Raw genomic sequence first — 26,722 nt, forward strand, 5'->3', positions numbered from 1 at the left:
TCCCGAAGTTACTTGTGTCGCGGGTCACAGCCATAGGCCGACCGGCTAAAGGGACTGTAAAGACGCCTCACACGACCCGGTTGTCGACGTAGCACCACCGCCAGTCCTCACCCGGCTCGAACGAGCGCATGACCGGGTGCGCGTCGGCGTGGAAGTGCGCGGAGGCGTGGCGGTGCGGGCTGGAGTCGCAGCACGCCACGTGCCCGCACGACAGGCAGATCCGCAGGTGGGCCCAGTTGTGCTCGCCTACGGCGAGGCAGTCGGCGCACCCGTCGGGGTTGTCGGGTTCGACCGATGCGGGCAGCTCTTCGACGTGGGGGCAGGTCATGCCGACCATCATCACGCAAGATTGCGCCATGCACGGACCGGAACTGCTGATGTTGCTCGTGGGCTCGCTGATCGTCACCGCGGCCGCCCGGAGGCTCGGGTGGTCGGCCCCGCTGGTGCTGGTGGGCGTCGGCCTGGCGGTGTCGTTCATCCCGGGCCTGCCGGCGTTCACCCTGGAACCGGAGCTGATCCTGGTCCTGGTGCTGCCGCCGCTGCTGTACTCGGCGGCGCTGGACAGCTCGTACCACAACATCCGGGCCAACCTGCGGCCGATCGGGCTGCTCTCGGTGGGCCTGGTGCTGGCCACCACGGTCGCGGTCGGCTGGGTGGCGCACCTCGTGCTGCCGGAGCTGCCGCTGTGGTCGGCCATGGTGCTGGGCGCGGTGATCGCGCCGCCGGACGCGGTGGCGGCGGTGGCGGTCGGGCGGCGGCTGAACCTGCCGCGACGCACCATGACCCTCCTCACCGGCGAGAGCCTGATCAACGACGCGACCGCGCTGACCGCGTACAAGGTCGCGGTGGCCGCCGCGGCGGGCGCCACCGCCAGCTGGGCGGGCGGCGCGGGCACGTTCGCGGTCAGCGCGGGCGGCGGCGTGCTGGTCGGCCTGGCGATCGGCGTGGGCGTGCGGTGGCTGCGGGCCCGGCTGGACGACGGCGTGATGGAGAGCTCGCTGGGGATGCTCGTGCCGTTCGGCGCGTACCTGTTCGCCGAGGAGCTGCACGCGTCCGGCGTGCTGGCGGTGGTGGTGGCCGGGCTCTACATCGGGCACCACGCGCCGAGCACCTCGTACTACACGCGCCTCCAGGACACGGCCGTGTGGCGGTCGGTGGACGTGCTGCTGGAGTCGTTCGTGTTCGCCCTGATCGGGTTGCAGCTCAAGACGGTCGTGGACGCGGTGGACCTCACGCCGGCGCTGGTGTGGGCCTCGGGCGCGGTGCTGCTGGCGACGATCCTGGTGCGGTTCGCGTGGATGTACCCGGCGGCCTACCTGCCCCGGTGGCTGTTCCGGCGCATCCGCGAGCGGGAGGAGGCGCCGGGCTGGCGGGGCGTCACGGTCATCTCGTGGGCGGGGATGCGGGGCGTGGTGTCGCTGGCCGCCGCCGCCGCGCTGCCGCTGGACCTGCCCGGCCGGGACGTGATCGTGTTCTGCGCGTTCGTGGTCACCGTGGGCACGCTGCTGCTCCAGGGCATGACGCTGCCGCTGGTGATCCGGAAGCTGGGGCACCGCGGCGACGAGGCGCGGGCCGACGCGCTGGCCGAGGCGCAGGTGCAGCACGCCGCCGCGGCGGCCGCGGTGCAGCGGCTCGACCAGGTGGTGGACTCCGGCGACAACGCGCCCGAGCACGTCGTGCACCGGCTGCGGCTGATGGCCGAGCACCGCGGCAACGCGGCGTGGGAGCGGTTGGGGCGGCAGGAGGACGAGTCGCCGGCCGCCTCGTTCCGGCGGCTGCGGCGCACCATGCTCGACGCCGAGCGCTCGGTGTTCGTGGAGGCGCGGGACCAGGGCCGCATCGACGACGAGGTGCTGGCGCGGGTGCTGCGCGAGCTGGACCTGGAGGAAGCCGCCCTGGCCCGGGAGTGAACGGGCGGTGTTCACCGTGACGTGTTCACCGTGACGTGGCCCGCGCTTCACCCTACGGTGATCGGGGCGTCGCGGTGCGCGACGAGGCTGCCGCGCGTCTGGAACCTTGACAGGAGGTCGGCGATGGTGCGGACGAGGATCGTCGGGGCGGCGCTCGCCGCCGTGGCGGTGGCCGGGTTGGCGGTGGCGCTCCCGTGGGGCGCGGCGAGCGGTGACGACCGCGTGCCGCACGCCCGCAAGGGGCCGCTGGTGATCGGCCACCGGGGCGCGTCGGGGTACCGGCCGGAGCACACGCTGGCCGCGTACGAGCTGGCCGCCCGGATGGGCGCGGACTACGTCGAGCCCGACCTGGTGGTCACCAGGGACGGCAAGCTGGTCGCGCGGCACGAGAACGAGATCGGCGGCACCACGGACGTGGCGTCGCGGCCGGAGTTCGCCGCGCGCCGGACCACGAAGGTCATCGACGGCGCGCCGCTGACCGGCTGGTTCACCGAGGACTTCACGCTGGCCGAGCTGAAGACGCTGCGGGCGGTCGAGCGCATCCCGGACGTCCGGGCGCGCAACACCCTCTACAACGGCCGGTTCGAGGTGCCGACCTTCGAGGAGGTCATCGACCTGTCGCGGCGGCTGTCCCGCGAGCTGGGGCGCGAGATCGGGATCTACCCGGAGACCAAGCACCCCACCTACTTCCAGGAGATCGGCCTGCCGCTGGAGCCGCGGCTGGTGGACGTGCTCAACCGCAAGGGCCTCAACCGGCACGGCGCCCGGGTGTACGTGCAGTCGTTCGAGGTGGCGAACCTGAAGTGGCTCAAGTCGCGGCTGCGGGTGCCGCTGGTGCAGCTGGTCAGCGCCTCCGGCGCGCCGTACGACTTCGTCAAGGCGGGTGACAAGCGCACCTACCGCGACCTGGTCACGCCCGACGGCCTGCGCGACGTCCGCGCCTACGCGTCGGGCATCGGCGTGGAGAAGCCGCTGATCATCCCGCGCGACGCGGCGGGCAACCTCGGGCAGCCCACCACGCTGGTCCGCGACGCCCACGTGCGCGGCCTGACCGTGCACTCGTGGACGTTCCGCAACGAGAACACCTTCCTGCCCGCCGACCTGCGCACCTCCACCGACCCGGCCGCCTACGGGCGGGCGCTGGAGGAGTACGCCAGGTTCTACGCCACCGGCCTGGACGGGGTGTTCGCCGACAACCCGGACACGGCCGTGGAGGCCCGCAACGGCTGACGGCCCCGGCGGCTCGCGGCGGAGGGCCCGGTGCGGGGCCCTCCGTCAGCTCCCGCGAGAGCCCTACGCGGCCGGCCGGCCGAGCACGGCCGCGCCCGGCCAGGGGGTGGTGCCGCCGCGCTCGTACCAGTCCGACACCTCCTCCAGGAACCGCCGCGACCCCTCCGGCGACAGCGCCGCCCCGGCCAGGAGGTCGCGCAGGCGGGCGTAGGTCTCCACCCCGCTGTCGCGCTCGACGAAGCCGGTCACCGCGTGCATCTCGACGCACACCACGGACCGGAGGGGCCGCTCCAGGGTGAAGATCGAGAACGGGTGGTCGACGGCCGGCGCCACGGCCGTCCCCGCCGGGACCACCCGCACCGAGGTGGTCGGCGCGTTGGCCACCAGGCGCAGGTACATCACCTGGTCGGCCAGGACACCCGGGTCGTGGCCGCGCGGGGTGAGCGTCCACTCGTCCACGAAGAACTCCGCCGGCGTGCCCTCGACCCGGGACCGGCGGTCGATGCGGGCGGTCAGGGCCGCCTCCGGCGCCCCCGCCTGTCGCCGGCCGGCCAGCACCGCCCGCGCGTAGTCCTCGGACTGGAGGGGCGCGGGCACCACCAGCGGGCTGTAGTGGGAGATCGCCACGGCCAGCCGCTCGTGCAGGACCAGCGGCAGGACGTCGTCGGCGGGGCGGTCGGCGTGCACGCACACGAAGCCGTCCGGGCGGGGGTCGCGCGACATCCGGACCAGCCGCTCCCGGGTGGCGGCGTCGGCGCCGTAGAGGCCCAGCAGCGCGCCCAGCTCGACGTCGGCCGTGCCCCGGCTCCCGTTCTCCAGCTTCGCCAGCCTGGAGATGCTCCACCCCAGCCGGGCCGCGATCGCGGCCGGTTTGCGCGCGCCGCGCAGCTGCCGCAGCTCCTCACCCAGCCACCGGCTGTACGCGGTGCTCGCCCGCTGCGACTTCGACTCGTCCTCGCCGACGTCCATGGTCGCCCTCCACTGTTGCGTGCACGCAACGTATCGACTCGATTACAGTGCGTGGAGAGTGGTCATCCTGTGACGGCCCGAGGATCAAAGCAAGTTCAAGCCTGATCAGGGGATGGGGACCACCGGGGCGTGGGTGGGACGCTGAGGAGAACGGCAGCCGAGGTGAGGAGCCGGACCGTGGACGACACTACCGGAGTCGGGCAGAGGGTCGCCGCGTTGCGGAAGCTGCTGGGACTCAAGCAGCACCAGCTCGCCACGGCGGCGCACATGAGCATGAGCCTGGTGAAGAAGGTGGAGGCGGGGCACGCACCGGCGTCACCCGCGTTCACCGCCGCCTGCGCCAAGGCGCTCGGGGTGGAGGTAACGGCGTTGACGGGGCAACCCTACGAGGAACTGACGGTAGACACCGGCCAGGACCGCGCCGGAATCCCGGAACTGCGCCGCGCCCTCGACTCCCACGAGGACCCGCGGCTCGACGGACCGGTCTGGGACACCGCCCGGTTGCGCGCGGCGCTCGACGAGGGCGAGGCACTGCGCCGCAGGAGCCGCTACACCCTCATGACCGAACGCCTGCCGCTGCTGCTCCAGCACCTGTACGCCAACCTGAACGAGGCATCCGGCACCACCGCCACCGAGGAGGCCCACACCCTCCTGCACGACGCCTACAGCCTCGTGGCGGCGGCCACCTACCTGTTCGGCTACCTCGACCTGACCTCGCTGGCCCGGGACCGGATGGGCCACGCGGCCCGGCGGTCCGGCGATCCGCTGCGGGTCGCGGTCGCGCGGTTCAGCCGGTCGACCCTGCAACTCTTCCGGGGTGACTACGACCTCGGGATGCGCAACGTCGACCGCGCCCTGGCGCTGGCCGGGGAGCAGGGCACCCCCGAGGCGTTGTCCGTCGTCGCCCAGCTCCACCTGCGCCAGGCCATCTTCGAGGCGCGCCGGGGCAATGGCCGGGACGCGGACTCGCACGTCGACGAGGCCCGCGACATCGTCTCCCGGGGCGTGCCGGTGGCCCCCTACTTCCAGTTCGCCTCCAACCGCGCCAACGTGGAGATCCACTCCGTCGCGGTGCCGGTGGAGATGCTGGACGGCACCACCGCCGTCGCCCGCGCCGAGAGGACGCACCTGCCCCTGGACGACCTCGGGGAGGACGCGACCAGGATCGGCCACCACCACATCGACGTGGCCCGCGCCTGGGTCCTGCACGGCAACCGCGAGAAGGCCCTCCAGTCCCTGCACACCGCCCGCGCCATCTCACCCCAGCAGACCCGCTACCACCCGGCCGTCCGCGAAACCCTGCACGCCATCGCCGCCGCCGACCGGCGCGCCACCGACTCCCTGGCCGGATTCGCCCGCTGGGCAGGCGTCAAGGTCTGACACCGGGTCGGGGCGCCCGATCCGGGCACCCCGACCCCGCCTCAGGAACCCTCGACCGCCACCGCCCCCCGCGCCGCCGGCACCTCGACCTCCGCCCCCGGCAGGCGCAGCAGACCGCGCCGCGCCAGGATCGGCCGCACGCCCTCGCCGAACCAGAACGCCTCCTCCAGGTGCGGGTAGCCGGACAGCACGAACTCGTCCACCCCCACCGCGTGGTACTCCTCGACCAGGTCGGCCACCTCCGCGTGGCTGCCGACCAGCGCCGTGCCCGCGCCGCCGCGCACCAGGCCGATCCCCGCCCACAGCCCGGGGTGCACCTCCAGCCCGCGCACGCCCCTCGACAGGTCCCCGCCGTGCAGGGCGACCATCCGCTGCTGCCCCACCGACTGCGAGGCCCCCAGCTGCGCCTGCGCCCGCGCCACCTGGACCGGGTCGAGCGCCTCCAGCAGCTTCTCGGCCTCCCGCCACGCCTCGGCGGAGGTGTCGCGGCTGATGGTGTGGAGCCGGACGCCGAAGCGGATCGGGCGGTCGCCCGCCAGCTCCCGCACCCGGTGGATCTTCTCGGCCACCTGCGCCGGGGGTTCGCCCCACGTCAGGTAGACGTCCGCGCGCCGGGCCGCGACCGGCAGGGCCGCGTCGGACGAGCCGCCGAAGTAGATGGGCGGCACCGGGTCCGGCACGCCCATCAGGGTGGCGCCCTCGACCCGGTAGTGCGCGCCCTCGAAGTCGAGCGGCGTCCCGCTCCACACGGCCCGCACCACGTGCAGGAACTCGTCGGTGCGCGCGTACCGCTGGTCGTGGTCGAGCCAGTCGCCGAACCGGCGCTGCTCCACCTCGTCGCCGCCGGTCACCACGTTGAGCAGCAGCCTGCCCCGGGAGAGCCGCTGGTAGGTGGCCGCCATCTGGGCGGCCAGGGTCGGCGAGATCACCCCGGGCCGGAACGCGACCAGGAACTTCAGCGTCGTGGTCCGGGCGACCAGCGCCGCCGTGGTCAGCCAGGCGTCCTCGCACCACGTGCCGGTCGGCGTGAGCACGCCCTCGAAGCCGTTGTGCTCGGCGGCCTGCGCGATCTGCGCCAGGTAGTCGATGTCGGGTTCGCGGGCGGCGGACGCGCCCAGCGAGCGGTTGGCGTGGAAGCGCTCCACGACCGTCCGCCCGTCGCCGGAGGTGGGCAGGAACCAGTGCAGCACGACGCTCATGACAGCTCTCCCCGGAAGCGGGTGTCCACGAAGTCCTTGAAGACCACCTTGCCCGGCAGCGCGCCGTCCGCGGTGAACGCGTCGGCGAGTTCCTGTTCCGAGGCGATCACGGTGTCGTCGAGCGGCACCGGCAGGTCACCGCCGCGCTCGACGGCCCGGCGCGCCACCTCGACCTCCAGCCCGGTCTCGGCGGCCCACGTCGCGGCCCACTCCTCGCGGTGCGTGTCGGCCCACCGCTGGGCCTGCGCGTACCGCTTCACGTACTCCTTGATCGCGGCCTCCTTGCCCGGGTCGGCCAGCGCCGCGCGCCCGGCCACCTGGAACGTGTAGCCGTTGGACTTGCCGCGCCCGTCGGCGAGCACGCGCGCGTCCGCCTCCAGCTCCGCCTGCGAGGTGTAGGGGTCCCACACGGCCCAGGCGTCGACGCGCCCCTGGGTGAACGCCGAGTAGGCGTCGGAGGGCTGGAGGAAGTTCAGCGTCACGTCCTTGGTGGTCAGGCCCTCGGAGGCGAGGGTCAGCAGCACCTGGCCGTGGGCGGAACTGCCCTTGGCCACCGCGATGCTCCTGCCCCTGAGCTCGCCAGCGGACTTCAGCGGCGAGTCGGCGGGCACCAGGAGCGCGTCGCCCTCCACGCTGCCCTGAGCCGAGTAGACGGCCGCGATCCGGGCGTTCGCGGCGGCGGCGAAGATCGGCGGCGTGTTGCCGACCCCGCCGAGGTCGATCGCGCCCGCGGACGCGGCCTCCAGCAGCGGCGGGCCGGAGCTGAACGTCGACCACTCGATCTCGTACGGGAAGTCGTCGAGCAGGCCGGCGGCGGTGAGCAGCGACTTCGCGCCGCCCTTCTGGTCACCGACCCTGAGCACGACCTCCCCGTCCGAGGACGCGTCGGAGCCGCCGCCGCACCCGGTCAGCACCAAGGTCGCCGCGGTCAGGGCGCTAAGCAGCTTCCGCATCGTTCACCCCCAGGTCGGAGAGGATCTCCACGCGCCGGTCCGCGAGGGACGCGCGGCGCCGCGGTCGCGGCAGGTCCACGTGGTGCTCGGCCACGATCCGGCCCCGGTCGAGCACCACGACGCGGTCGGCCAGCAGCAGGGCCTCGTCCACGTCGTGCGTCACGAACAGCACGGCGGGCCGGTGCTCCCGCCACAGCTGCTCCACCAGCCGGTGCATCGCGGAGCGGGTCAGCGCGTCCAGCGCGCCGAACGGCTCGTCGAGCAGCAGCAGCTCCGGTTCGCGCACCAGCGCCCGCGCCAGCGACACGCGCTGCGCCTCACCGCCGGACAGGGTCAACGGCCACGCGTCGGCGTGGTCGGCCAGCCGCACCTCGGCCAGCGCCCGCTCCGCCACCGCCCGGCCGTCCACGTCCCGCAGCCCCAGCGAGATGTTGCGCCACACCTTCCGCCACGGCAGCAGCCGCGGCTGCTGGAACGCGACGGACACCTTGGCCGGCACCGAGAACGTCCCCTCGGCGTCCGGGTCGAGCCCCGCCAGGACCCGCAGCAGCGTGGACTTCCCGCAGCCGCTGCGCCCCAGCAGCGCCACGAACTCGCCGGGCGCCACCTCCAGGTCCAGGCCGTCGAGCACGCGCCGCGGCCCGAACTCCTTGACCAGTCCCCGGATGCTCACCGCACTGGTCCTCACCGCACTGGTCCTCATCGGGCCCGCCACCGCAGCACCCTCCTCTCCAGCGCGCGCACCAGCGCGTCCGTGGTCAGCCCGAGCAGCGCGTAGACCAGCAGGCCCACCACCACGACGTCCGTGCGCAGGAACTCGCGGGCGTTGTTGATCAGGTAGCCGATGCCCGCGTCGGCGTTGACCTGCTCGCCGACGATCAGCGACAGCCACGCCGCGCCCAGCGCGATCCGCAGGCCCACCAGCGTCTGCGGCACGGCGGACGGCAGCACGACGTGGACGACCCGCTCGAACCGGCTGTAGCCGAGCACGCGGGCGGCGTCGAGCAGCGCCGGGTCGGTCTGCCGGATGCCCGCGTGCAGGTTCAGGTACAGCGGGAACGCCACGCCCGCCGCGACCAGCGCCAGCTTCGGCTCCTCGCCGATGCCGAACCACAGGATGAACAGCGGGACCAGGCCCAGGTGCGGCAGCGTGCGCAGCATCTGCACCGGCGGGTCGAACAGCCGCTCGCCCCACCGGGACAGGCCGGACACCAGGCCCAGCGCGGAGCCGACGACCCCGCCGATGAGGAAGCCGATCGCGACCCGGCCGAGCGAGACCAGGAACGCGTCCACCAGCTGCCCGTCGAGCACCAGCTCGTAGGCGGAGGCGAACACGGTCAGCGGCGAGGCGAGCTTGTCCTCGGGCAGCACGCCGGTGCTGCCGGCGACCTGCCACAGCACGAGCAGGCCGAGGGGGCTGAGCCAGCGGCGCAGATCGGGTGGTCTTCTTTTTCTGACAACGGGTGTTCGCGCCGCGGATGCGGGTTCTGGACGCGTGACAACACCCGCGGTGGAAACCGACACGGATTTCTCCCAGCGGAACCGGAAACACGGACGACAACGCGCTGATCAGCGAGTCCGAGTTTTCGGTGACGGGCCGGGGAAGTCAACGCGTCCCGAATCGTGAAAATACCTCCGGAGCCGATTGCGTCGGCTCCGGAGGTATCGGGAAAAAGATTTCAGCCGGCCAGCATGTCGTGCCGGACGATCGTCTGGTCACGACCCGGGCCGACGCCGATGGCCGACATCCGGGCGCCGGAGATCCGCTCCAGGTGCTCGACGTAGGCGCGGGCGTTGGCGGGCAGCTCCTCGAACGTGCGGCAGTGGCTGATGTCCTCGAACCAGCCCGGCAGCTCCTCGTACACCGGCACGGCGTGGTGCACGTCGGTCTGCGTCATCGGCATCTCGTCGACCCGCGTGCCGTCGATGGTGTAGCCCACGCACACCGGCACCTTCTCCAGACCGGACAGCACGTCCAGCTTGGTGAGGAAGTAGTCGGTGATGCCGTTGACGCGGGCCGCGTAGCGGGCGATCACCGCGTCGAACCAGCCGGTGCGCCGCGAGCGGCCGGTGGTCACGCCGAACTCGCCGCCGGTCTTGCGCAGGAGCTCGCCCATGTCGTCGTTCAGCTCGGTCGGGAACGGACCGGAGCCCACGCGCGTGGTGTACGCCTTGAGGATGCCGATCACCGTGGTGATCTTCGTCGGCCCGATGCCCGAGCCCGCCGACGCGCCGCCCGAGGTCGGGTTGGACGAGGTGACGAACGGGTAGGTGCCGTGGTCCACGTCGAGCAGGGTGCCCTGGGAGCCCTCCAGCAGCACGGTCTCGCCGCGGTCCAGCGCCTGGTTGAGCAGCAGCCGGGTGTCGGCGATCCGGTCGGAGAACTTCGAGCCGTGCTCCAGCACGCTGTCCACGACCTGGTCGGCGTCGAGCGCCTTGCGGTTGTAGACCTTGACCAGCACCTGGTTCTTGAAGTCGAGCGCGGCCTCGACCTTCTGCCGCAGGATCTTCTCGTCGAGCAGGTCCTGGGCGCGGACGCCGACGCGGGCGATCTTGTCCTGGTAGCACGGACCGATGCCGCGGCCGGTGGTGCCGATCTTCGCCTTGCCCAGGTACCGCTCGGTGACCTTATCGATGGCCACGTGGTAGGGCATGATCAGGTGCGCGTCGGCGGAGATGATCAGCCGGCTGGTGTCCACGCCCTGCTCGTCCAGCCCGGCCACCTCCTCCAGCAGCACGCCGGGGTCGACCACGACGCCGTTGCCGATGACGCTGGTCACACCGGGGGTGAGGATGCCGGAGGGGATGAGGTGCAGGGCGAACTTCTGCCCGTCGGGCAGCACCACCGTGTGGCCGGCGTTGTTGCCGCCCTGGTAGCGGACCACCCACTGGACGCGGTCGCCGAGCAGGTCGGTCGCCTTGCCCTTGCCCTCATCGCCCCACTGGGCGCCGATCAGCACTACGGCCGGCATGTGAAACTCCAAGAGGTCGAACGGACGGTGTTGGCAAGAGCGAATGCCGGTGGTCGAGCGTAGTCCAGGAGATGAAGGTGCGCGGAATCGTGTTGGCCTGCGGAAACACGCAGTCGCCGGCGGTCACCGACGGTGATCGGTTCGAGGTTCGCCGGGTGGCGTCCAGGCCGGGTCGGGACGAGGTCGACCCGGTGCTGGCCGAACTGGGTGACGGACGTCTCGTGGTGCACGGCACGGACGCCGACCTCAACGCCGTGGCGCTGCGGCTGCTGCGCGCCGAGCGGCTCGCCGAGGTGCCCGTGGGCTACGTGCCGGTGGACCGGCGGTCGGCGGTGGCCGAGCTGTGGGGCCTGCCCACCGACCCGGGCCGCGCGCTCGACCTCGCCCTGTCGGGTGACGCCGACCGGGTGTCGCTGGTGCGCGACGACGTGGGGGGCGTGCTCGTGGGCCGGGGCTCGCTGGGCCCGGTGCGCGGGGTCGGCTACGGCGACGACACGGTGGTGCTGCGCGGCCAGGCGAGCCGGATCGAGGTGACCCCGGACCCCGGGGGCGGGCCCGGCCTGCTCGTGCACGTGATCAGCAAGCGGCTGCTCGGCCGCCGCGTGACCACGACGCCGGCGCGCGCGTTCCAGCTGGGCTGCCTGCCGGTGGAGGTGACCTCGGACGGGGTGCCGCACCCGCGCCCGATGGGCAAGTGGACCTGGTACCGCCACACGGAGGACCTGCGCCTGGTGCGCGGGGTGCAGTGACGGAGGAATTTCCCCCCGCGACACAGGAGTGTCACCCGGAAGCGTTGTGGCGGCAGGAGAACCGCACCAGGGTGGGTTCCGACAGCTTCCAACTAGGAAGGTCGGAATTATGTCAACGGTTATCAAGACCGCGCGATTCTCGACTGCCTCCCTGCTCCTGGCTGGTGCGCTGACCCTGAGCCTGGCCACCCCCGCCCTGGCGACCCCGCCGGGCATCCCGAGCACCGGCACCGCCCAGGCGGAGCTGAACGCGCTCGCGGTGGCCTCCGAGGGGTCCTCCTCCGGTTACTCGCGGGACAAGTTCCCGCACTGGATCACCGTCTCGGGCGCCTGCAACACCCGGGAGCAGGTGCTCAAGCGCGACGGCACGAACGTGGTCACCGACTCGTCCTGCGCCGCCACGTCCGGCCGCTGGTACAGCCCGTACGACGGCGCGACCTGGAGCGCCGCGGCCGACGTGGACATCGACCACGTCGTGCCGCTGGCCGAGGCGTGGCGCTCGGGCGCGTCGGGCTGGACCACGGCCCGGCGCGAGCAGTTCGCCAACGACCTGGCCGGGCCGCAGCTGATCGCCGTCACCGACAACGTCAACCAGGCCAAGGGCGACCAGGACCCGGCGCAGTGGAAGCCTCCGTCGACCTCCTACTGGTGCACCTACGCCAAGATGTGGACGCACACCAAGTACCGCTGGGGTTTGACGGTGAACTCCGCGGAGAAGTCAGCGTTGCAGACCATGCTCGGAAGGTGCTGATGACCGATGGCTGACCGCTCCTCCCCCTTCGTGGCCGGACCAGGCGGCGTGATGACCGACGAGGTCGGCGTGGTGACCGGCGACCTGGAGCTGCGCACCACGCTGGACAAGGGCGTGCTGCGCGCCCTGGTGCGCTACGAGGGCGCGGAGGAGTGGTACGCCGTCACCGGCGCGTCGTGCCGGCTGGCCGACCCGCGCGACCTCGACGCCGTGCACCGGGTGCTGCTCGGCGTGCTCAACCGGCCGGAGGGGTGACCTCGCCGCCGCCCCCGCGGGTCAGGGGCGGCAGCGACTCCGCCGCCTCGGCCCGCGACAGGCCCGTGGCCTGGAGCAGGTCCACGGCCACCGACCGCACCTGCGCCAGCACCACCCGGGTGGAGAAGCCCTCGCCGCCCAGCTGCCCCGTGGTCGCCCGCGCCGCCTCGCACACCGCGCTCCGCGCCCGCTCCGGCTCCTCGCCGCGGCCCAGCTCGGTGCGCAGCAGGTCCGCCGCCGCCGCGTACTGCCGCAGCACGTCGGGCAGCACCTCCGGCACCCGCTCGCCGTCGCGCAGGGCCGCCAGCGCCCGCCGGGTGAGCACGCGCGTGTTGCGCAGCGCGTAGTCCAGCGGCACCGCGGCCGTCTCGTAGCGGCGCAGGTCGTGCCTGCTGCGCCAGCGGATCGGGGCGATGGTGGCGATCTCGCCGCCGGTCCGCAGCGCGGAGCGGAACTCGTCCATCGCCTCCTGGCTGTCCCGCAGCCGCGCCAGCACGCCGGCCGCCCGCGCGGCGTCCCGCTCGGCCACCGCCGCGGCCACGCCCCGCAGCCCGGCGGCCAGCTCGCCGAACACCACCCGTGCCTGCCGGTGCGCCACGGTCAGCGGGTTCGCGGGCAGCAGCGCGGTCACCGCGAGCCCGACCAGGCCGCCGATCAGCGCGTCCACCATGCGGTCCAGCCCACCGCCCGCGCTGGGCGGCAGCAGGGTCGCCACCAGCACCGCCGACGACCCGGCCTGCAACGCGATCACCGCGCCGCCGTCCAGCAGCACCGCCGAGGACATCGCCAGCGCCACCACCAGCGCGATCTGCCACGGCCCCGAGCCGATGAGGGAGATCAGCACGTCGCCGACGCCGACCCCGACCGAGACGCCGACGACCAGCTCCACCACCCGCCGCAGCCGCTGCCCGAGCGACACGCCCAGGCAGACGACCGCGGCGATCGGCGCGAAGAACGGGTGCGCGTGGCCCACCACGTCGGTGGCGACCAGCCACGACAACCCGGCGGCGAGCCCGGCCTGCGTGATCGGCAGGGCCGTGCTCCGCCACCGCTGGAGCCTGCGCGCCACCTCGGCGCGCACCCCGACCACGCGCGTCAGCTCAGGCCGAGCGCGGCGGGCGCCGAGGGGTCGCTGTCGGCGAGGAACTGCCGGCAGCGCTGGTGCTCCTCGGTCTCGCCGATCTCGTCGGCGGCGCGGGCCAGCGCGGCCAGCGCGCGCAGGAAGCCCTGGTTGGGTCGGTGCGACCACGGGACCGGGCCGTGCCCGCGCCAGCCCGACCGGCGCAGCTGGTCCAACCCGCGGTGGTAGCCGGTGCGCGCGTAGGCGTAGCCCGCGACCGGGTCGCCGGTCTGCAACGCCCGTTCGGCGAGCAGCGCCCACGCCTCGCTGAAGTCGGGGTAGGCGCGCACGATCTTGCCGGGGTCGGTGCCCGCCTCGGCCGCGGCCTGCGCCTCGGGCCGTTCGGGCAGCAACGTGGGTTCGGGACCACCGAACAGGTTTTCCATGCGGTCAGGATAGGAAGACCGACGCGGCGGCCGCGAGCAGTGCCAGCACCATGGCGGAGACGACGACGCCGGCCACGACCTTCTTGCCCATTCGACACTCCCTGGTTCTCGGCCCGGTTCTCAGCCCGGTTCTCAGCGGACTCTCAGCCCCGCACCCTGCACCCTTCGGCCACCCGGAGCAACGACCGTCACCCGGCGAGGCGAAAACGGTGCGGAATTCCCTGGTCACGGACCGTCCCCCTAAGGGGTGGCCGGAAAAGACCGGGGGACAGCACCCTTCCGGTGGCCCGGACCGGGCAGCATCATGGGCGGGTGAAAACGGGGGTTGTGGACCGGGTCGCGCACTACCGCGACCTGTACTGGGAACGCGGTGAGCCCGGTCGGGAGACGCCGACCGACCTGGCCGCGGTGCTGTACCGGCTGTGGCTGGCGGGCCTGCTGCTCAAGCTGCTCGGCTCGTCGTGGGACGTGGCCTGGCACTTCAAGTGGCTGCGGGACGAGCTGGCCCCGCCGCACATGATCAACACGCTGGGCACGGCGCTCGTGGTCGGGCTGACGCTCTTCCACACCTACACCGGCTACGGGGCGGACCACAAAGCCCTGCGCCTGATGCAGTGGGGCACCGGTGTGTTCCTCATCGCACTGCCGATCGACCTGATCAACCACCGCGTCAACGGCCTGGACATCACCTCGTGGAGCGGCTCGCACGCCCTGCTCTACCTGGGCACGGCGATCATGCTCGCGGGCGCGATCAGGGGCTGGCGGCAGCACTACCCGGCGGACCGGTGGCGCGTCCCGGGCCTGGCCGCGCTGTGGTTCTTCTTCCTGGAGAACGCCTGGTTCCCGAACCAGCACCAGGAGTACGGGGTGCTGGAGATCGCCTCGTGGGACCGCGGCGACCCGTACGCCGAGCCGATCCTGCTCCAGTTCGCGGCGGACCAGATCGGCCGCCCGGTCGACCGGCAGTCCGTGGTGCAGTTCTCGCTGCCCATCGCGGACTGGGTGTACCCGGTGTGGGGGCTGGTGGCGGCCGCCCTGGTGCTCGTCCTGGCCCGCCGCACGCTGGACCGGCGCTGGGCCGCGACCGCCGTGGCGGGCGGCTACGTCGCCTACCGCTGCCTGATCTGGCCGCTGCTCGCGGGCGCGGACTTCCCGCTGTCCGCCGTGCCGCTGTTCCTGCTGCTCATCGGCCTGGCCGTGGACGCCGCCCACCTGGGCCGGCTGCCCGCGCCGCTGGCCGCCGTGGTCGGCGCGGCGGCCGTCACCGGCCTCGGCTACGGCGGGATCTGGGCCCAGCAGTCGGTCGACGCGGCGCCGCCGATCTCCTACCCGTCGGCCGTCGCGGCGTTCCTGGTGCTGGCCGTGCTGTGGTTGGCCGTCGACCGCCTGGTGGTGAGGAGAACCCCCCGGGAAACGCTGGTGGCCGCCTGATCCCGCCCGTGCGGCTCTCCCCCCGAGGATCGACGGCGACACCGAAGATCCTCAGGGGGGAGCACCCGATGCGCAGAGCCGCGTCCCCGACCGCCACGCTGGTGGCCGCCGCGCTGGTGGCCCCCCCCCCCCCCCCCCCCCCCCCCCCCCCCCCCCCCCCCCCCCCCCCCGCGGTCGGGCGGGCGCTGGCCGCGGGCATCCCGGGCGTCGTCGTCCGCGTGGACGACGGCCGCCGGGTGACCGAGCTGGTCCGGCAGGCCGGCTGGACCCGCGCCGACCACCACCTGCGCGCCGGCGACGAGTTCCGGATGGCCTCCAACACCAAGACGGTCACCGCGACCCTCGCCCTCCAGCTCGACGCCGAGGGGGTGCTCGACCTCGACGCCCCGGTCGAGCGGTGGCTGCCCGGCACCGTGCCGAACGGCGGCGCCATCACCACGCGGATGCTGCTCAACCAGACCAGCGGCCTGTTCGACTACCTGGACGACGCCCGCGCGCTGCCCCTGCTGACCGGCCGGACCACCGACCCGTGGACGCCCGCCGACCTGCTGGCCGTGGCGTTCGACCACCCGCCGCTGTTCGCGCCGGGCGCGCGCTGGGACTACAGCAACACCAACTACACCCTGGCCGGCCTGGTCCTGGAGAGCGCGACCGGCCGGTCCTACGAGAGCCTCGTGGTGGACCGGATCACCCGGCCGCTCGGCCTGCGCGACACCTACCTGCCCCGCGACGCCCGCTTCGCCGGCCGGCACGCCCACGGCTACGAGCCGGACCCCGAGCACCTGGCGCCCCTGTTCCCGCCGGGCACGCCCGTCGGCGACGGGTTCGCCGGGCCGCGCCGCCACGACCACGTGGACGTCACGGGCATCGACCTGCACCAGGCGTGGGCGGCGGGCGGGCTGGTGTCCACCGCGCGCGACTGGCAGCGCTTCCTGGGGGCGCTGATGTCCGGCCGCCTGCTCCCGGCGGGCCACCTGGCCGAGCTGCGCGCCTCCGTGCCCCGGGGGGACGGCCACGGCTACGGCCTGGGCGTGGTGGAGGTCCGCTCCCCGTGCGGCACGGTCTGGGGCCACTCCGGCGGCTTCCCCGGCTACCGCAGCCACCACTACGCCGACCCGACCGGCGCCCGCGCGGTCACCGTGCTGCTGACCACCACCTACGACCTGGCGCGCCCCGAGGCCGCCGAGGCCCAGCGGGCCCTGGTGGACGCGGCCGTCTGCCGCATGTACGGCCGGTAGCGCGAAGGCCCCCTCCGGGAACACCCGGAGGGGGCCTTCGACGTGCCTCGGTGGTCAGCCGGCGATCATGCGGCCGGAGGACTTCAGGTGCTCGCACGCCTGGGCGATGCGGGCGGCCATGCCCTGCTCGGCGGCCTTGAGGTAGGACCGCGGGTCGTAAGCCTTCTTGTTGCCGACCTCGCCGTCCACCTTCAGCACGCCGTCGTAGTTCTGGAAGAAGTGACCCACGATCGGACGGGTGAACGCGTACTGCGTGTCCGTGTCGATGTTCATCTTGATGACGCCGTAGGTCAGCGCCTCGTGGATCTCCTCCAGCAGCGAGCCGGAGCCGCCGTGGAACACCAGGTCGAACGGCTTCGAGCCGGCAGGCAGGCCCAGCTTCTCGGCCACCACGTCCTGGCCCTGCTTGAGGATCTCGGGGCGCAGCTTCACGTTGCCCGGCTTGTACACGCCGTGCACGTTGCCGAAGGTCGCCGCCACCAGGTAGCGGCCCTTCTCGCCGGCGCCCAGCGCGTCCACCGTCCTGAGGTAGTCCTCGGGCGAGGTGTAGAGCTTCTCGTTGATCTCGTGGGCGACGCCGTCCTCCTCGCCGCCCACCACGCCGACCTCGATCTCCAGGATGATCCTGGCCTTGGCGGTGAGGTCGAGCAGCTCGGAGGCGATCTTCAGGTTCTCGTCCAGCGGCACGGCCGAGCCGTCCCACATGTGCGACTGGAACAGGGGGTTGAGGCCCCGGTCCACCCGCTCCTGGCTGATCGCGACCAGCGGGCGGACGTAGCCGTCCAGCTTGTCCTTGGGGCAGTGGTCGGTGTGCAGCGCGATGTTCACCGGGTACTTCTCGGCGACGACGTGCGCGAACTCCGCCAGCGCAACCGCGCCGGTCACCATGTCCTTGACCTTGGTGCCCGAGGCGAACTCGGCACCACCGGTCGAGACCTGGATGATCCCGTCGCTCTCGGCCTCCGCGAATCCGCGCAGGGCCGCGTTGAGGGTCTCGGACGAGGTGACGTTGATCGCGGGGTAGGCGAACTCGTTCGCCTTCGCGCGGTCGAGCATCTCGGCGTAGACCTCGGGGGTTGCGATGGGCATCGGTGGGTCCTCCTCGGGTGCCCGGAACGCGGTGTCGGCAGCATCCTACGGCTACCCCCGCCGGCCGCAGTTGATCACCGGCATAGTGGGGTCATGGCGACCGCACGGTGGAACGGCGAGGTCATCGCCGAGAGCAAGGAAACCCGGATCGTGGAGGGGAACCACTACTTCCCCCTGGAGTCCGTCCGCGAGCAGTACCTCAGGCCGTCGGACATGACGACGGTCTGCCCGTGGAAGGGCACGGCGAACTACTACACCCTGCACGTGGACGGCCGGGACAACCCCGACGCCGCGTGGTACTACGCCGAGCCGAAGGCGGCGGCGGCCGAGATCAAGGGCCACGTCGCCTTCTGGCGCGGCGTCGAGGTGTCCGACTAGGAAGTCCGAGGTGTCCGGCCAGGAGGTGCCCGACCAGGAGGTGTCCGACTAGAACAGGGCGGCCGCGAGCTCCCGGTGCGCGGCCCGGAGGTCAGCGGCGCCGACCACCTGCACCGCCACGTGGTCGGCGCCCGCATCGTGGTGCTCGCGCACCCGCCGCACGACACGGTCGAGTGAACCCCAGGCCACCAGGGCGTCGACCAGCCGATCGCTGCCGCCACCCGCGAGGTCGTCCTCGGTGAACCCGTGCCGCAGCCAGTTCCGGGTGTAGTTGGGCAGCCCGAGGTAGAGCGCCAGCCCCTCCCGGGCCAGCTCACGGGCCCGCGTCGGGTCCTCCTCCAGCACCACGTGCTGCTCGGGGGCCAGGAGCACCCCGCGCCCCACGACCTCGCGCGCGCCGGCCGTGTACTCGGGCGTCACCAGGTAGGGGTGGGCGACGCTCGTCCGCGCCGCCGCCAGGGCGAGCACCCGCGGCCCGAGGGCGGCCAGCGCCAGCCGGTCCCGGGGCACGTCCAGCTCGTCCAGGTAGTGCAACAGCTTCCGGTACGGGCTGTGGTACGCCTCGCCCACCACCTCCCGGTGACCGGCCCCGATGCCGACCAGGAACCGGTCGGTCCAGGCCAGCGCCCGGTAGCCCTCGTTCACCTCGGCGGCGGGCGTGGTCCACACGTTCAGGATCCCGGTCGCCACCGCGATCCGCCCCGTGGCGCCCAGCAGCTCGCCCGCGGTCCCGATCGCGGACCCGTCGGGCGACCCGCCCAGCCACAGGGCCCCGTACCCGAGTTCTTCCAGCTCGGCGGCGTCCTCGCCCCGGCCGACCCACTGGTCCGCCCGGCCCCACACGCCCCAGAGCCCCAACTCAACAGCCATCTCGCCTCCCGTCGGAGCAACCACCGGACCGCTCGATTTAGTCCTGCCTGCTCCGATCGGCGCCGACCGCGTCCCGGAGTTACGTTCGCCGCATGACGAAACTGGGAACCAGCGACCTGGACGTGGCGCCCCTGTGCCTGGGCGGCAACGTCTTCGGCTGGACCGCCGACGAGGAGACCTCGTTCGCGGTGCTGGACGGCTTCACCGAGGCCGGCGGCGACTTCATCGACACGGCCGACGCCTACTCGGCGTGGGCGGAGGGCCACACCGGTGGCGAGTCCGAGGCGGTCATCGCCCGGTGGCTGGCCCGGCGCGGCAACCGGGACGACGTGGTCGTGGCCACCAAGGTGGGGATGCTCGACGGCCTGGACAACCTGCGGGCGGACACGATCGAGCGCGCCGCCGAGGACTCGCTGCGCCGCCTGGGCGTGGACCACATCGACCTGTACTACGCCCACAGGGACGACCCGGGCACCGACCAGGCGGAGACCCTGGCCGCGTTCGACGCGCTGGTCCGCAAGGGCAAGGTCCGGTACGTCGCCGCGTCCAACTACACCGCCGAGCGCCTCACCTCGGCCCTGGCGACGGCCGAGCGCGAGAACCTCGCCCCGTTCGTCGCGCTCCAGCAGCCCTACAACCTCGTGGACCGCTCCTACGAGGGCGAACTCCGCGAGGCGGTTCAGGCCCACGGGCTGGCCACCGCCCCCTACTGGGGCCTGGCCAAGGGCTTCCTGACCGGCAAGTACCGCGAGGGCGTGGAGGTCGACAGCGTCCGCGCGAAGGCCGCCTCCCAGTACCTCGACGAGCGCGGGCTGCGGCTGCTCGGGGCCCTCGACGAGATCTCCGAGGCGCACGGCACCACCCAGGCGGCGGTGGCCCTGGCCTGGCTCGCCGCGCAGCCGACCGTGGCCGCGCCCATCGCCAGCGCGAGGACGGAGGAGCAGCTCAAGGCCCTGCTCCCGGCCCTGACGCTGCGCCTGGGCGCCGAGGAGGTCGAGACCCTGAGTTCAATTTAACCGACCAGTAGCTTACTGGCGGTAAGTTGCGTTACGGTGACCTCCCCAGCCCTGAGGAGGTCACCGTGGACGTTGCGGGCAAGGTTGTCCTGATCACCGGCGCGGCCAGGGGCATCGGCGCCGAAACGGCCCGCAGGCTCGCCCGGGAGGGCGCCCGGCTGGCCCTCGTCGGCCTGGAGGGCGAGCAGCTGCGGCAGGTGGCCGCCGAGTGCGGCGGCCGGGCGTGGGAAGCGGACGTCACCGACCGGGAGGCCCTCGAACGCGCCGTCGGCGAGGTCGTGGACCACTACGGCGGCATCGACGTCCTGGTGGCCAACGCGGGCGTCGCCGCCACCGGCTTCATCCGCTCCATGGACCCGGCGGCGTTCGAACGGGTCATCGAGGTCAACCTGCTGGGCGTGTGGCGCACGGTCCGCGCCTGCCTGCCGCACCTGATCGCGAGCCGCGGCTACTGCCTGGTCGTGTCGTCGCTGGCCGCGATCGTGCACATCCCCGGCAACGCCGCCTACTCGGCGGCCAAGGCGGGCTGCGAGGCGTTCGCCGACAGCCTGCGCGCGGAGGTCCGCCACCTGGGCGTGGACGTCGGCACCGCCTACTTCTCGTGGATCTCCACGGACATGGTGAACAGCGCCGACGAGCACCCGGTGTTCGGTCCGCTGCGCGCCGGCATGCCCGGCCTGGCGAGCAAGAAGTACCCGGTCTCCGCCGTGGGCAAGGCCGTGGTCAGGGGCATCACCCGCCGCGCGAGGGCCGTCCACGTGCCCTCCTGGGTGGGTGCCCTCAAGCTGGTCCGCGCGCTCGCACCCCGGATCGTGGAGCGGCAGGCGCGCGGACTCGTGCCCGCCGCCGACCGGGAGATGGCCGCGAACGACCTGTCCGGCCTGGTGGGACCTGGTGGGACCGCGGCAGGGAAGCCCTAGAGCCAGGCGCCCGTGACGATCTGCCACTCGTGCACGCGCGTCCCGGCCACCACGCCGGCGCGCGTGTACGGGTCGGCGGCCAGCACCTCGCGCAGCGCGGCCTCGTCCGCCACCTCGTAGACCAGCAGCGCCCCCGACTGGTCCGCCCAGGGCCCCGACGCGAGCAGCACGCCCCGCTCCACGAGTTCCGCCAGGTACTCGCGGTGCGCCGGCCGGACCACCAGCCGTCCCTCCTGGTCCTCGCCGAACACCCACTCGACCGCGAACCGAGCCATGCGACCCACCTCCGTTGTCCAACGCCGCGCCGAAGCTACCCCTCCACCGGGTAACGTCATCCCCGTGGTCGGTCCGGATCAGAACAGCGGCGGCGTCGCACGCGTGCAGGACACCCTGACGAACCTGCGCATCCAGGACAGCAAGGCCCCGGCCCCCAGCGGCCCGCTGACCCTGGAAGACCTCTACCGGCAGCACCGCATGCGCCTGGTGCGCCTGGCCCTCCTGCTGGTCGACGAGCCGGCCACGGCCGAGGACGTGGTCCAGGAGGCGTTCACCGGCCTGCACCGCCACTGGGCCAACCTGCGCGACGCCCAGGCCGCCGTCGGCTACCTGCGCACCGCCGTGGTCAACGGCTCCCGCAGCGTCCTGCGCCGCCGCAAGACCGCCCGCGACTACACCCCGCCGCACGTGGCCAACGCCCGGTCGGCGGAGAGCCTCGCCATGCTCACCGCCGAGCACCAGGCCGTGGTCGCGGCGCTGTCCCAGCTGCCGCCGCGCCAGCGCGAGGTGCTGGTCCTGCGCTACTACGGCGACCTCTCCGAGGCCGAGATCGCCGAGGCCACCGGCATCTCCAAGGGCACCGTGAAGAGCACCGCCAGCCGGGCCCTGGACGCCCTGCAGAAGATCATGGCCAACCGCTGACGGCGCGCTGAACGCTGAACTCAGGGGTCCTGGACGTACGACTCGCGCGGTCTGAACGTACGACTCGCCGGATCTGGGCGTACGACTCGCGGGGTTCGAGTGTGGAACTCACCTGTCCCGAGTGTTCGACACGGTGGGCCCGGGTGTTCGACTCGCGGGGTCCAACCGTCTTGTCGACGTGTCCAAACCAACCCAATCCGGCACTTGGTATAGACCAATGGCGGTCACATGCCGCAGTATCGGTCCTCGTGGCGCGCACCAGACACGTAATCGCGGTGGACGTAGGCGGGACCGAAACCAAAGCCGCCCTGATCAGCGGCGTCGGCGACGCCGGGCCCGGCCGACCGCCCACCACCCTCGCGCAGCGCCGCCGACCGACCCGTCCCACCGGGGACGCCGTGGTCGAGGACGTCGCCGCCCTGGTCGCCGACCTGCGCGCGGCCGGCCCGCACCCGGTGGACGCGGTCGGCCTCGTCGTCCCGGGCATCGTCGACGAGCCGACCGGCACCGGCGTCTACTCCGCGAACCTGGGCTGGCGCGACTACCCGTTCACCAAGAACCTTGAGGCCGCCACCGGCGCCCGGGTCGCCTTCGGCCACGACGTCCGCGCGGGCGGCCTGGCCGAGCTTCGCCTGGGCAACGCCCGGGACCTGCGCAACGCGGTGATCATGCCGATCGGCACCGGCATCGCCGCCGCCCTGGTCGTCGACCACCGCGTCATCGACGCCCCGGGCGAGATCGGCCACGTCGACGTGGGCCACCCCGACCCGTGCGGTTGCGGCCAAACAGGGTGCGTCGAGGCGCGAGCCGGCAGCGCGGCCATCGCCCGCCGCTACGGCGAACGCGCGAACACGCGGGTCAGCGGCGCGGCGGAGGTCGCGGCGCGCCTCCGGGCGGGCGACCCGGACGCGGCGATCACCTGGCACGAGGCGGTGGACGCCCTGGCGAAGGGCATCCTGCTGGTGGCGGCCCTGCTGGGCCCGGAAGCGGTGGTGCTGGGCGGCGGCCTGGCACTGGCGGGACCGCTGCTGACCGATCCGCTCACCCGAAGGCTGGATGAGCTGGTCACGTTCCAGCGGCGCCCGGAACTGCGGCTGGCCGCGTTGGGCGACGAGGCCGGGTGCCTCGGCGCCGCGCTGCTGGCCATCAACATGCTGGAGGAGACATGAGCACGTGGGGTGGACCCGTGGACGTGACCCTGACCGGTGGTCGGGTCGTCACGCCCGAGGGGGTGCTCGACCGGGGCTGGGTCGCGGTGCGCGACGGCCTGATCGCGGCCGTCGGCGAGGGGGCGCCGCCGGACGGCCCGACGACCGAACTGGGCGGCGGCTGGGTGGTCCCGGGCTTCGTGGACATCCACTGCCACGGTGGCGGGGGTGAGGCGTTCACCAGCGCCGACCCGGACCGGGTGGTCAAAGCGGCCAACGCGCACCGCAAGCACGGCACGACCACGCTCCTGGCGAGCCTGGTCTCCCGCCCGATCCCGGAGCTGGCCGACCAGGTCCGGGCGCTCTCCGACCTGGTCCGCGACGGCCTCCTGGCGGGCATCCACCTGGAGGGGCCCTTCCTCTCCGCCGCCCGCTGCGGCGCCCACGACCCCGCCATCCTGTGCCCGCCGGACCGCCGGTCGATCGACCGGCTGCTCGGGGCGGGCGACGGCGCGGTCAAGATGATCACCGTCGCGCCGGAGCTCGACCACGGCGTGGACGCGGTCCGCCACCTCGTCGACAACGATGTCCTGGCCGCCATCGGCCACACGGACGCCACCGAGGCGCAGATCCGCCCGGCGGTCGAGGCGGGCGCGAGCGTCGCCACGCACCTGTTCAACGGCATGAGGCCGCTGCACCACCGCGAACCGGGCCCGATCGGCGCGCTGCTCGACGACGAGCGCGTCACCGTCGAGCTGATCTGCGACCTGGTGCACCTGCACCCGACCGCCGTCCGGCTGGCCGCGCGGCACGCCGGCCGGGGCCGAACCGTGCTGGTCACCGACGCCATCGCGGCCGCCGGCGTGGGCGACGGCGTCTACGACGTGGGCGGCCTGGAGGTCCGCGTGGTGGACGGCGTGCCCACGCTCGCGGGCGGCGCGGCCCTGGCGGGCAGCACTCTCACCATGGACGTGGCCTTCCGCAACGCCGTCACCTCGTGCGGCCTGACCGTCGACGAGGCGGTGCACGCCACCTCGACCCGACCGGCGCGGCTGCTCGGCCTGGAGGACCGCACCGGCCGGCTGGCCGCGGGCCTCAGCGCCGACATCGTCGTCCTGGACGACGACCTCAAGCCGCGCGAGGTGATGAGCCGGGGCGCGTGGGTGAAAGACTGACCCCGTGCCCGACGACCCCGAGAAGCTGGTGGCCGAAGCCCTGCGCGCCCAGGTCACCAGCTCCGGCGCGCACAAGCTCCTCGCCGTGGCGGCCGAGCCGCGGGGGCGGGAGCGGGGACCGGAGCGGGAGCAGGGGCCGGGACCGGGAGAGCCGGCGGGTGACCGGTCGGCGGCGGACCTGTCGGCGGCGGATCGGTTGACGGCGGACCTGTCGGCGGCTCGGTCCTCGGCCGGTCGGTCCTCGGCCGACGGGTCACCGGTCGGCGCCCCGTCCGGCGGTCGGCGCGGTGCCCGGGCCCGGCCCTGGGCCCGGAACCGTCCGCCGGGCCCCACCGGTCCCGCCGGCACGGCCTGGCTGCTGGTCCTCGCCGTCCTGCTGGGCCTGGCCGCCGGCACGGTCGTGGCCGTGATGACGCTGTGGTGAGCACCGCTCAGGTGTGGGTGAGCGGCCCTCCCCGGCGGGACCTGTACCGTGAGGGCCGTGACGGTCGCGCCCACCTCCACGATTGCCCTCGGCCCGGACTGGCTTGACCCGCAGGTCCTGCTCTCAGGACTCGGGCCCTACATGCTGGTCGGCCTCTGCTTCATCATCTTCGCCGAGTGCGGCCTCCTGGTCGGCTTCTTCCTGCCCGGCGACTCCCTCCTGTTCACCGCGGGCATGTTCGTGGCCACCGGTCTGCTGGACTACCCGCTGTGGTTGGTGTGCGTGCTGCTCACGGCGTGCGCGATGCTCGGCAACGTGGTCGGCTACTACATCGGCTACCGCGCGGGCCCCGCCCTGTTCAGCAAGCCCGAGTCGAAGATCTTCAAGAAGGAGTACGTCGACAAGACGGAGGAGTTCTTCGAGAAGTACGGCGCGCGCGCGATCGTCCTGGCCCGGTTCGTGCCCATCGTGCGCACGTTCATCACCGCCATGGCGGGCGTGGGCCGCATGGACCAGCGCAAGTACTTCACGTACTCCTTCATCGGCGGCATCGCCTGGGCCGCGGGCCTCACGGTCCTCGGCTACTTCCTCGGCCAGATCCCGTTCGTGCGGGAGAACATCGAGATGATGCTGATCCTGATCGTCCTGCTCTCGGTCGTGCCGATCATCGTCGAGGTGATCAAGGCCCGCCGCGAGAAGAAGTCCCTGCTGGCGCAGGAGGCGCAGGACATCACCCAGGTCATCGAGCGGGTGGACGACCTGGTCGACGACCTGGTGGACGACAACGCCGTCACCCAGCGGATGAAGCGCCTGGACTGAGGGTCCGCGGACGCGCTCGAAGTCAGCGCGCCTCGAACATGGACCCGGGGTTGAACAGGTTCCCCGGGTCCAGCGCCCTCTTGATCTCCCGGTGCACCCGCAGGCCCACCGGCCCGATCTCGCGCGCCAGCCACTCCCGCTTGACCTTCCCGATGCCGTGCTCGCCGGTCACCGTCCCGCCGAGCGCCAGCCCCAGGCCCAGGATCTCGTCGAACGCCCGCCGGGCCCGCGCGAACTCGTCCGCCGAGGACGGGTCGTAGACGATCGTCGGGTGCATGTTGCCGTCGCCGGCGTGCCCGACCACGGCGATCCGCAGCCCCACCTCGCCGCTGATCCGCCCGCACCCGGCGATCAGGTCGGCGATCCTGGTCCGCGGCACGCACACGTCGTCGGTCAGCCACGCCCCGTAGACCTCCAGCGCGGGCAGCACGGCCCGGCGCGCGGCCAGCAGGTCGCGCCCCTCCGACAGGTCCTCGGTCGCGTAGACCAGGTCGGCCCCGGCCGCCGCGCACGCCTGCTCGACGGCCGCCAGCTCCCGCCGGGCCGCCTCCCCGCCCGAGTCCGACTGGCACAGCAGCAGCGCGCCGTCCGCGCCCAGGTCGGTGCGCAGGAACCGCTCCACGGCCTCGATGGAGGTGCGGTCCATGATCTCCATCAGCGACGGCACCACGCCCTCGGCGACCACCCGGCTGACCGCCGCGCCGGCCGCCGCCGGGCCGTCGAACGCGGCCACCAGCGTGGCCGGGGCCTGCGGCAGCGGCCGCAGCGCCAGGGTCGCCCGGGTGATGACCCCCAGCGTGCCCTCGCTGCCGACGAACAGCCTGGTCAGGTCGTACCCGGCGACGCCCTTGACGGTCCGGCGCCCGGTGCGCAGCAGCTCGCCGTCGGCGAGCACCACATCGAGGCCCAGCACGGAGTCGGTGGTCACGCCGTACTTCACGCAGCACAGCCCGCCCGCGTTGGTGGCCAGGTTGCCGCCGATGGTGCACCAGTCGTAGCTGGACGGGTCCGGTGGGTAGAACAGCCCGTGCTTCTCCACCGCGCCGCGCAGGTCCAGGTTGACCACCCCGGGCTCGACCACGGCCAGCCGGTTGTCCGGGTCCACCTCCAGGATGGCGTTCATCTTCGTCATGGCCAGCACCACGCAGCCCTCGACCGCGTTCGCCGCCCCCGACAGCCCGCTGCCGGCCCCGCGCGGCACGATCGGCGTGCCGGACCGCCCGCACGCCCGGACCACGTCCCGGACCTGCTCCGCGGAGGTCGGCAGCACGACGGCCAGCGGCGTCCCGAACGGGGCGAGGGGCATCATGTCCCGCTGGTAGGCCGCGGTGACGTCGACATCGGTCAGCACGCCGTCAACACCGACGGCGGCGCGGAGCTCGGCCAGCAACGACCCCATCCACCCACGCTAACCCGCTTCAC

Annotated in this window: 29 protein-coding genes; 16 read left to right on the forward strand and 13 right to left on the reverse strand. The window is 73.2% G+C overall.

Translation table 11 applies throughout. The features are described from left to right. Nucleotides 1-67: 67 nt before the first annotated feature. On the reverse strand, nt 68-328 hold the full coding sequence (locus ACFP3R_RS19245; RefSeq protein WP_380637614.1) for a UBP-type zinc finger domain-containing protein: 261 nt from the start codon (nt 326-328) through the stop codon (nt 68-70). A gap of 28 nt (nt 329-356) precedes the next feature. Here ACFP3R_RS19245 and ACFP3R_RS19250 point away from each other — a divergent pair, with 28 nt between their 5' ends. Further along, on the forward strand, nt 357-1,910 hold the full coding sequence (locus ACFP3R_RS19250) for a Na+/H+ antiporter (protein ID WP_380637615.1): 1,554 nt from the start codon (nt 357-359) through the stop codon (nt 1,908-1,910). A gap of 123 nt (nt 1,911-2,033) precedes the next feature. Then, the gene (locus ACFP3R_RS19255) at nt 2,034-3,140 is read left to right on the forward strand and encodes a glycerophosphodiester phosphodiesterase (RefSeq protein WP_380637616.1); all 1,107 of its coding nucleotides are present in this window, start codon (nt 2,034-2,036) and stop codon (nt 3,138-3,140) included. Between the two features lie 63 nt (nt 3,141-3,203). Here the strand turns inward: ACFP3R_RS19255 and ACFP3R_RS19260 are convergent, their stop codons facing one another. Continuing rightward, the gene (locus ACFP3R_RS19260) at nt 3,204-4,109 is read right to left on the reverse strand and encodes a helix-turn-helix domain-containing protein (RefSeq protein WP_380637617.1); all 906 of its coding nucleotides are present in this window, start codon (nt 4,107-4,109) and stop codon (nt 3,204-3,206) included. A 177-nt stretch (nt 4,110-4,286) separates the two neighbouring features. On the opposite strand from ACFP3R_RS19260, the gene ACFP3R_RS19265 reads away from it, so the two are divergent. After that, nucleotides 4,287-5,489, forward strand: coding sequence for a helix-turn-helix domain-containing protein (locus tag ACFP3R_RS19265; protein WP_380637618.1), 1,203 nt, complete (start codon nt 4,287-4,289; stop codon nt 5,487-5,489). A gap of 41 nt (nt 5,490-5,530) precedes the next feature. Here the strand turns inward: ACFP3R_RS19265 and ACFP3R_RS19270 are convergent, their stop codons facing one another. The 5 genes from ACFP3R_RS19270 to ACFP3R_RS19290 form a co-directional block, all read right to left on the reverse strand. Next, nucleotides 5,531-6,688, reverse strand: coding sequence for an LLM class flavin-dependent oxidoreductase (locus ACFP3R_RS19270; RefSeq protein WP_380637619.1), 1,158 nt, complete (start codon nt 6,686-6,688; stop codon nt 5,531-5,533). Beyond that, nucleotides 6,685-7,641, reverse strand: coding sequence for an ABC transporter substrate-binding protein (locus ACFP3R_RS19275; protein ID WP_380637620.1), 957 nt, complete (start codon nt 7,639-7,641; stop codon nt 6,685-6,687). The genes ACFP3R_RS19270 and ACFP3R_RS19275 overlap by 4 nt, the downstream gene beginning before the upstream one ends. Next, on the reverse strand, nt 7,625-8,344 hold the full coding sequence (locus ACFP3R_RS19280) for an ABC transporter ATP-binding protein (RefSeq protein WP_380637621.1): 720 nt from the start codon (nt 8,342-8,344) through the stop codon (nt 7,625-7,627). Before ACFP3R_RS19280 ends, ACFP3R_RS19275 begins: the two co-directional genes overlap by 17 nt. Then, complete coding sequence (locus ACFP3R_RS19285) at nt 8,341-9,165, reverse strand: ABC transporter permease (RefSeq protein WP_380637622.1); 825 nt, start codon at nt 9,163-9,165, stop codon at nt 8,341-8,343. The genes ACFP3R_RS19280 and ACFP3R_RS19285 overlap by 4 nt, the downstream gene beginning before the upstream one ends. Nucleotides 9,166-9,320: 155 nt before the next feature. After that, nucleotides 9,321-10,613 carry an adenylosuccinate synthase gene (locus ACFP3R_RS19290; RefSeq protein WP_380637623.1) on the reverse strand — a complete coding sequence of 431 codons (1,293 nt, stop codon included), beginning with the start codon at nt 10,611-10,613 and terminating at the stop codon, nt 9,321-9,323. Between the two features lie 71 nt (nt 10,614-10,684). Here ACFP3R_RS19290 and ACFP3R_RS19295 point away from each other — a divergent pair, with 71 nt between their 5' ends. The 3 genes from ACFP3R_RS19295 to ACFP3R_RS19305 all read left to right on the forward strand — a co-directional run bounded on the left by ACFP3R_RS19295 (nt 10,685) and on the right by ACFP3R_RS19305 (nt 12,368). Further along, nucleotides 10,685-11,362 (forward strand): hypothetical protein, encoded by a 678-nt coding sequence (locus ACFP3R_RS19295; protein WP_380637624.1) that lies wholly within the window; start codon nt 10,685-10,687, stop codon nt 11,360-11,362. Nucleotides 11,363-11,471: 109 nt separating this feature from the next. Further along, nucleotides 11,472-12,113 (forward strand): HNH endonuclease family protein, encoded by a 642-nt coding sequence (locus ACFP3R_RS19300; RefSeq protein WP_380637625.1) that lies wholly within the window; start codon nt 11,472-11,474, stop codon nt 12,111-12,113. Between the two features lie 6 nt (nt 12,114-12,119). Next, the gene (locus ACFP3R_RS19305) at nt 12,120-12,368 is read left to right on the forward strand and encodes a hypothetical protein (RefSeq protein ID WP_380637626.1); all 249 of its coding nucleotides are present in this window, start codon (nt 12,120-12,122) and stop codon (nt 12,366-12,368) included. Here the strand turns inward: ACFP3R_RS19305 and ACFP3R_RS19310 are convergent. Next, nucleotides 12,349-13,458, reverse strand: a complete 1,110-nt coding sequence (locus tag ACFP3R_RS19310) for an FUSC family protein (protein WP_380637627.1) — start codon at nt 13,456-13,458, stop codon at nt 12,349-12,351. The two genes, ACFP3R_RS19305 and ACFP3R_RS19310, sit on opposite strands and share 20 nt — an antisense overlap. Before the next feature lie 5 nt (nt 13,459-13,463). Beyond that, nucleotides 13,464-13,874, reverse strand: coding sequence for a DUF3151 domain-containing protein (locus ACFP3R_RS19315; RefSeq protein WP_380637628.1), 411 nt, complete (start codon nt 13,872-13,874; stop codon nt 13,464-13,466). A gap of 312 nt (nt 13,875-14,186) precedes the next feature. Here ACFP3R_RS19315 and ACFP3R_RS19320 point away from each other — a divergent pair, with 312 nt between their 5' ends. Both ACFP3R_RS19320 and ACFP3R_RS19325 read left to right on the forward strand, forming a co-directional pair. After that, nucleotides 14,187-15,305, forward strand: a complete 1,119-nt coding sequence (locus ACFP3R_RS19320) for a hypothetical protein (protein WP_380637629.1) — start codon at nt 14,187-14,189, stop codon at nt 15,303-15,305. 68 nt (nt 15,306-15,373) lie between these two features. Further along, nucleotides 15,374-16,543, forward strand: coding sequence for a serine hydrolase domain-containing protein (locus tag ACFP3R_RS19325; RefSeq protein ID WP_380637630.1), 1,170 nt, complete (start codon nt 15,374-15,376; stop codon nt 16,541-16,543). 54 nt (nt 16,544-16,597) lie between these two features. On the opposite strand, the gene fbaA is transcribed toward ACFP3R_RS19325, so the two are convergent. After that, nucleotides 16,598-17,632 (reverse strand): class II fructose-bisphosphate aldolase, encoded by a 1,035-nt coding sequence (gene fbaA / locus ACFP3R_RS19330; protein ID WP_380637631.1) that lies wholly within the window; start codon nt 17,630-17,632, stop codon nt 16,598-16,600. 93 nt (nt 17,633-17,725) lie between these two features. Here fbaA and ACFP3R_RS19335 point away from each other — a divergent pair, with 93 nt between their 5' ends. Next, nucleotides 17,726-18,010: a DUF427 domain-containing protein gene (locus ACFP3R_RS19335; protein WP_380637632.1), complete on the forward strand. Its 285-nt coding sequence runs from the start codon at nt 17,726-17,728 to the stop codon at nt 18,008-18,010. Nucleotides 18,011-18,058: 48 nt separating this feature from the next. On the opposite strand, the gene ACFP3R_RS19340 is transcribed toward ACFP3R_RS19335, so the two are convergent. Further along, complete coding sequence (locus ACFP3R_RS19340) at nt 18,059-18,880, reverse strand: LLM class F420-dependent oxidoreductase (protein WP_380637633.1); 822 nt, start codon at nt 18,878-18,880, stop codon at nt 18,059-18,061. Nucleotides 18,881-18,972: 92 nt separating this feature from the next. Between ACFP3R_RS19340 and ACFP3R_RS19345 the strand changes: the two genes are divergently transcribed. Continuing rightward, complete coding sequence (locus tag ACFP3R_RS19345; RefSeq protein ID WP_380637634.1) at nt 18,973-19,896, forward strand: aldo/keto reductase; 924 nt, start codon at nt 18,973-18,975, stop codon at nt 19,894-19,896. Between the two features lie 65 nt (nt 19,897-19,961). Then, nucleotides 19,962-20,816, forward strand: a complete 855-nt coding sequence (locus tag ACFP3R_RS19350) for an SDR family oxidoreductase (RefSeq protein ID WP_380637635.1) — start codon at nt 19,962-19,964, stop codon at nt 20,814-20,816. Here the strand turns inward: ACFP3R_RS19350 and ACFP3R_RS19355 are convergent. After that, nucleotides 20,813-21,091 carry a YciI family protein gene (locus ACFP3R_RS19355; RefSeq protein ID WP_380637636.1) on the reverse strand — a complete coding sequence of 93 codons (279 nt, stop codon included), beginning with the start codon at nt 21,089-21,091 and terminating at the stop codon, nt 20,813-20,815. The genes ACFP3R_RS19350 and ACFP3R_RS19355 overlap by 4 nt on opposite strands. A gap of 64 nt (nt 21,092-21,155) precedes the next feature. Between ACFP3R_RS19355 and ACFP3R_RS19360 the strand changes: the two genes are divergently transcribed. The 5 genes from ACFP3R_RS19360 (at nt 21,156) to ACFP3R_RS19380 (ending at nt 25,300) form a co-directional block, all read left to right on the forward strand. Beyond that, nucleotides 21,156-21,734: a SigE family RNA polymerase sigma factor gene (locus ACFP3R_RS19360; protein WP_380637637.1), complete on the forward strand. Its 579-nt coding sequence runs from the start codon at nt 21,156-21,158 to the stop codon at nt 21,732-21,734. Between the two features lie 248 nt (nt 21,735-21,982). Next, on the forward strand, nt 21,983-22,903 hold the full coding sequence (locus tag ACFP3R_RS19365; protein ID WP_380637638.1) for an ROK family protein: 921 nt from the start codon (nt 21,983-21,985) through the stop codon (nt 22,901-22,903). After that, nucleotides 22,900-24,057, forward strand: coding sequence for an N-acetylglucosamine-6-phosphate deacetylase (gene nagA, locus ACFP3R_RS19370; protein WP_380637639.1), 1,158 nt, complete (start codon nt 22,900-22,902; stop codon nt 24,055-24,057). Before ACFP3R_RS19365 ends, nagA begins: the two co-directional genes overlap by 4 nt. 4 nt (nt 24,058-24,061) lie before the next feature. Beyond that, nucleotides 24,062-24,481: a hypothetical protein gene (locus tag ACFP3R_RS19375; protein ID WP_380637640.1), complete on the forward strand. Its 420-nt coding sequence runs from the start codon at nt 24,062-24,064 to the stop codon at nt 24,479-24,481. Nucleotides 24,482-24,529: 48 nt separating this feature from the next. Next, a complete protein-coding gene (locus tag ACFP3R_RS19380; RefSeq protein ID WP_380637641.1) occupies nt 24,530-25,300 on the forward strand; it encodes a DedA family protein in 771 nt (256 codons plus the stop codon). Nucleotides 25,301-25,322: 22 nt separating this feature from the next. Here ACFP3R_RS19380 and ACFP3R_RS19385 read toward each other — a convergent pair whose 3' ends face one another. Next, a complete protein-coding gene (locus ACFP3R_RS19385; protein ID WP_380637642.1) occupies nt 25,323-26,699 on the reverse strand; it encodes an FAD-binding oxidoreductase in 1,377 nt (458 codons plus the stop codon). Between the last annotated feature and the right edge of the window lie 23 nt (nt 26,700-26,722).

This window comes from Saccharothrix lopnurensis, from assembly GCF_042658445.1.
Classification (GTDB): Bacteria; Actinomycetota; Actinomycetes; order Mycobacteriales; family Pseudonocardiaceae; genus Actinosynnema; species Actinosynnema lopnurensis.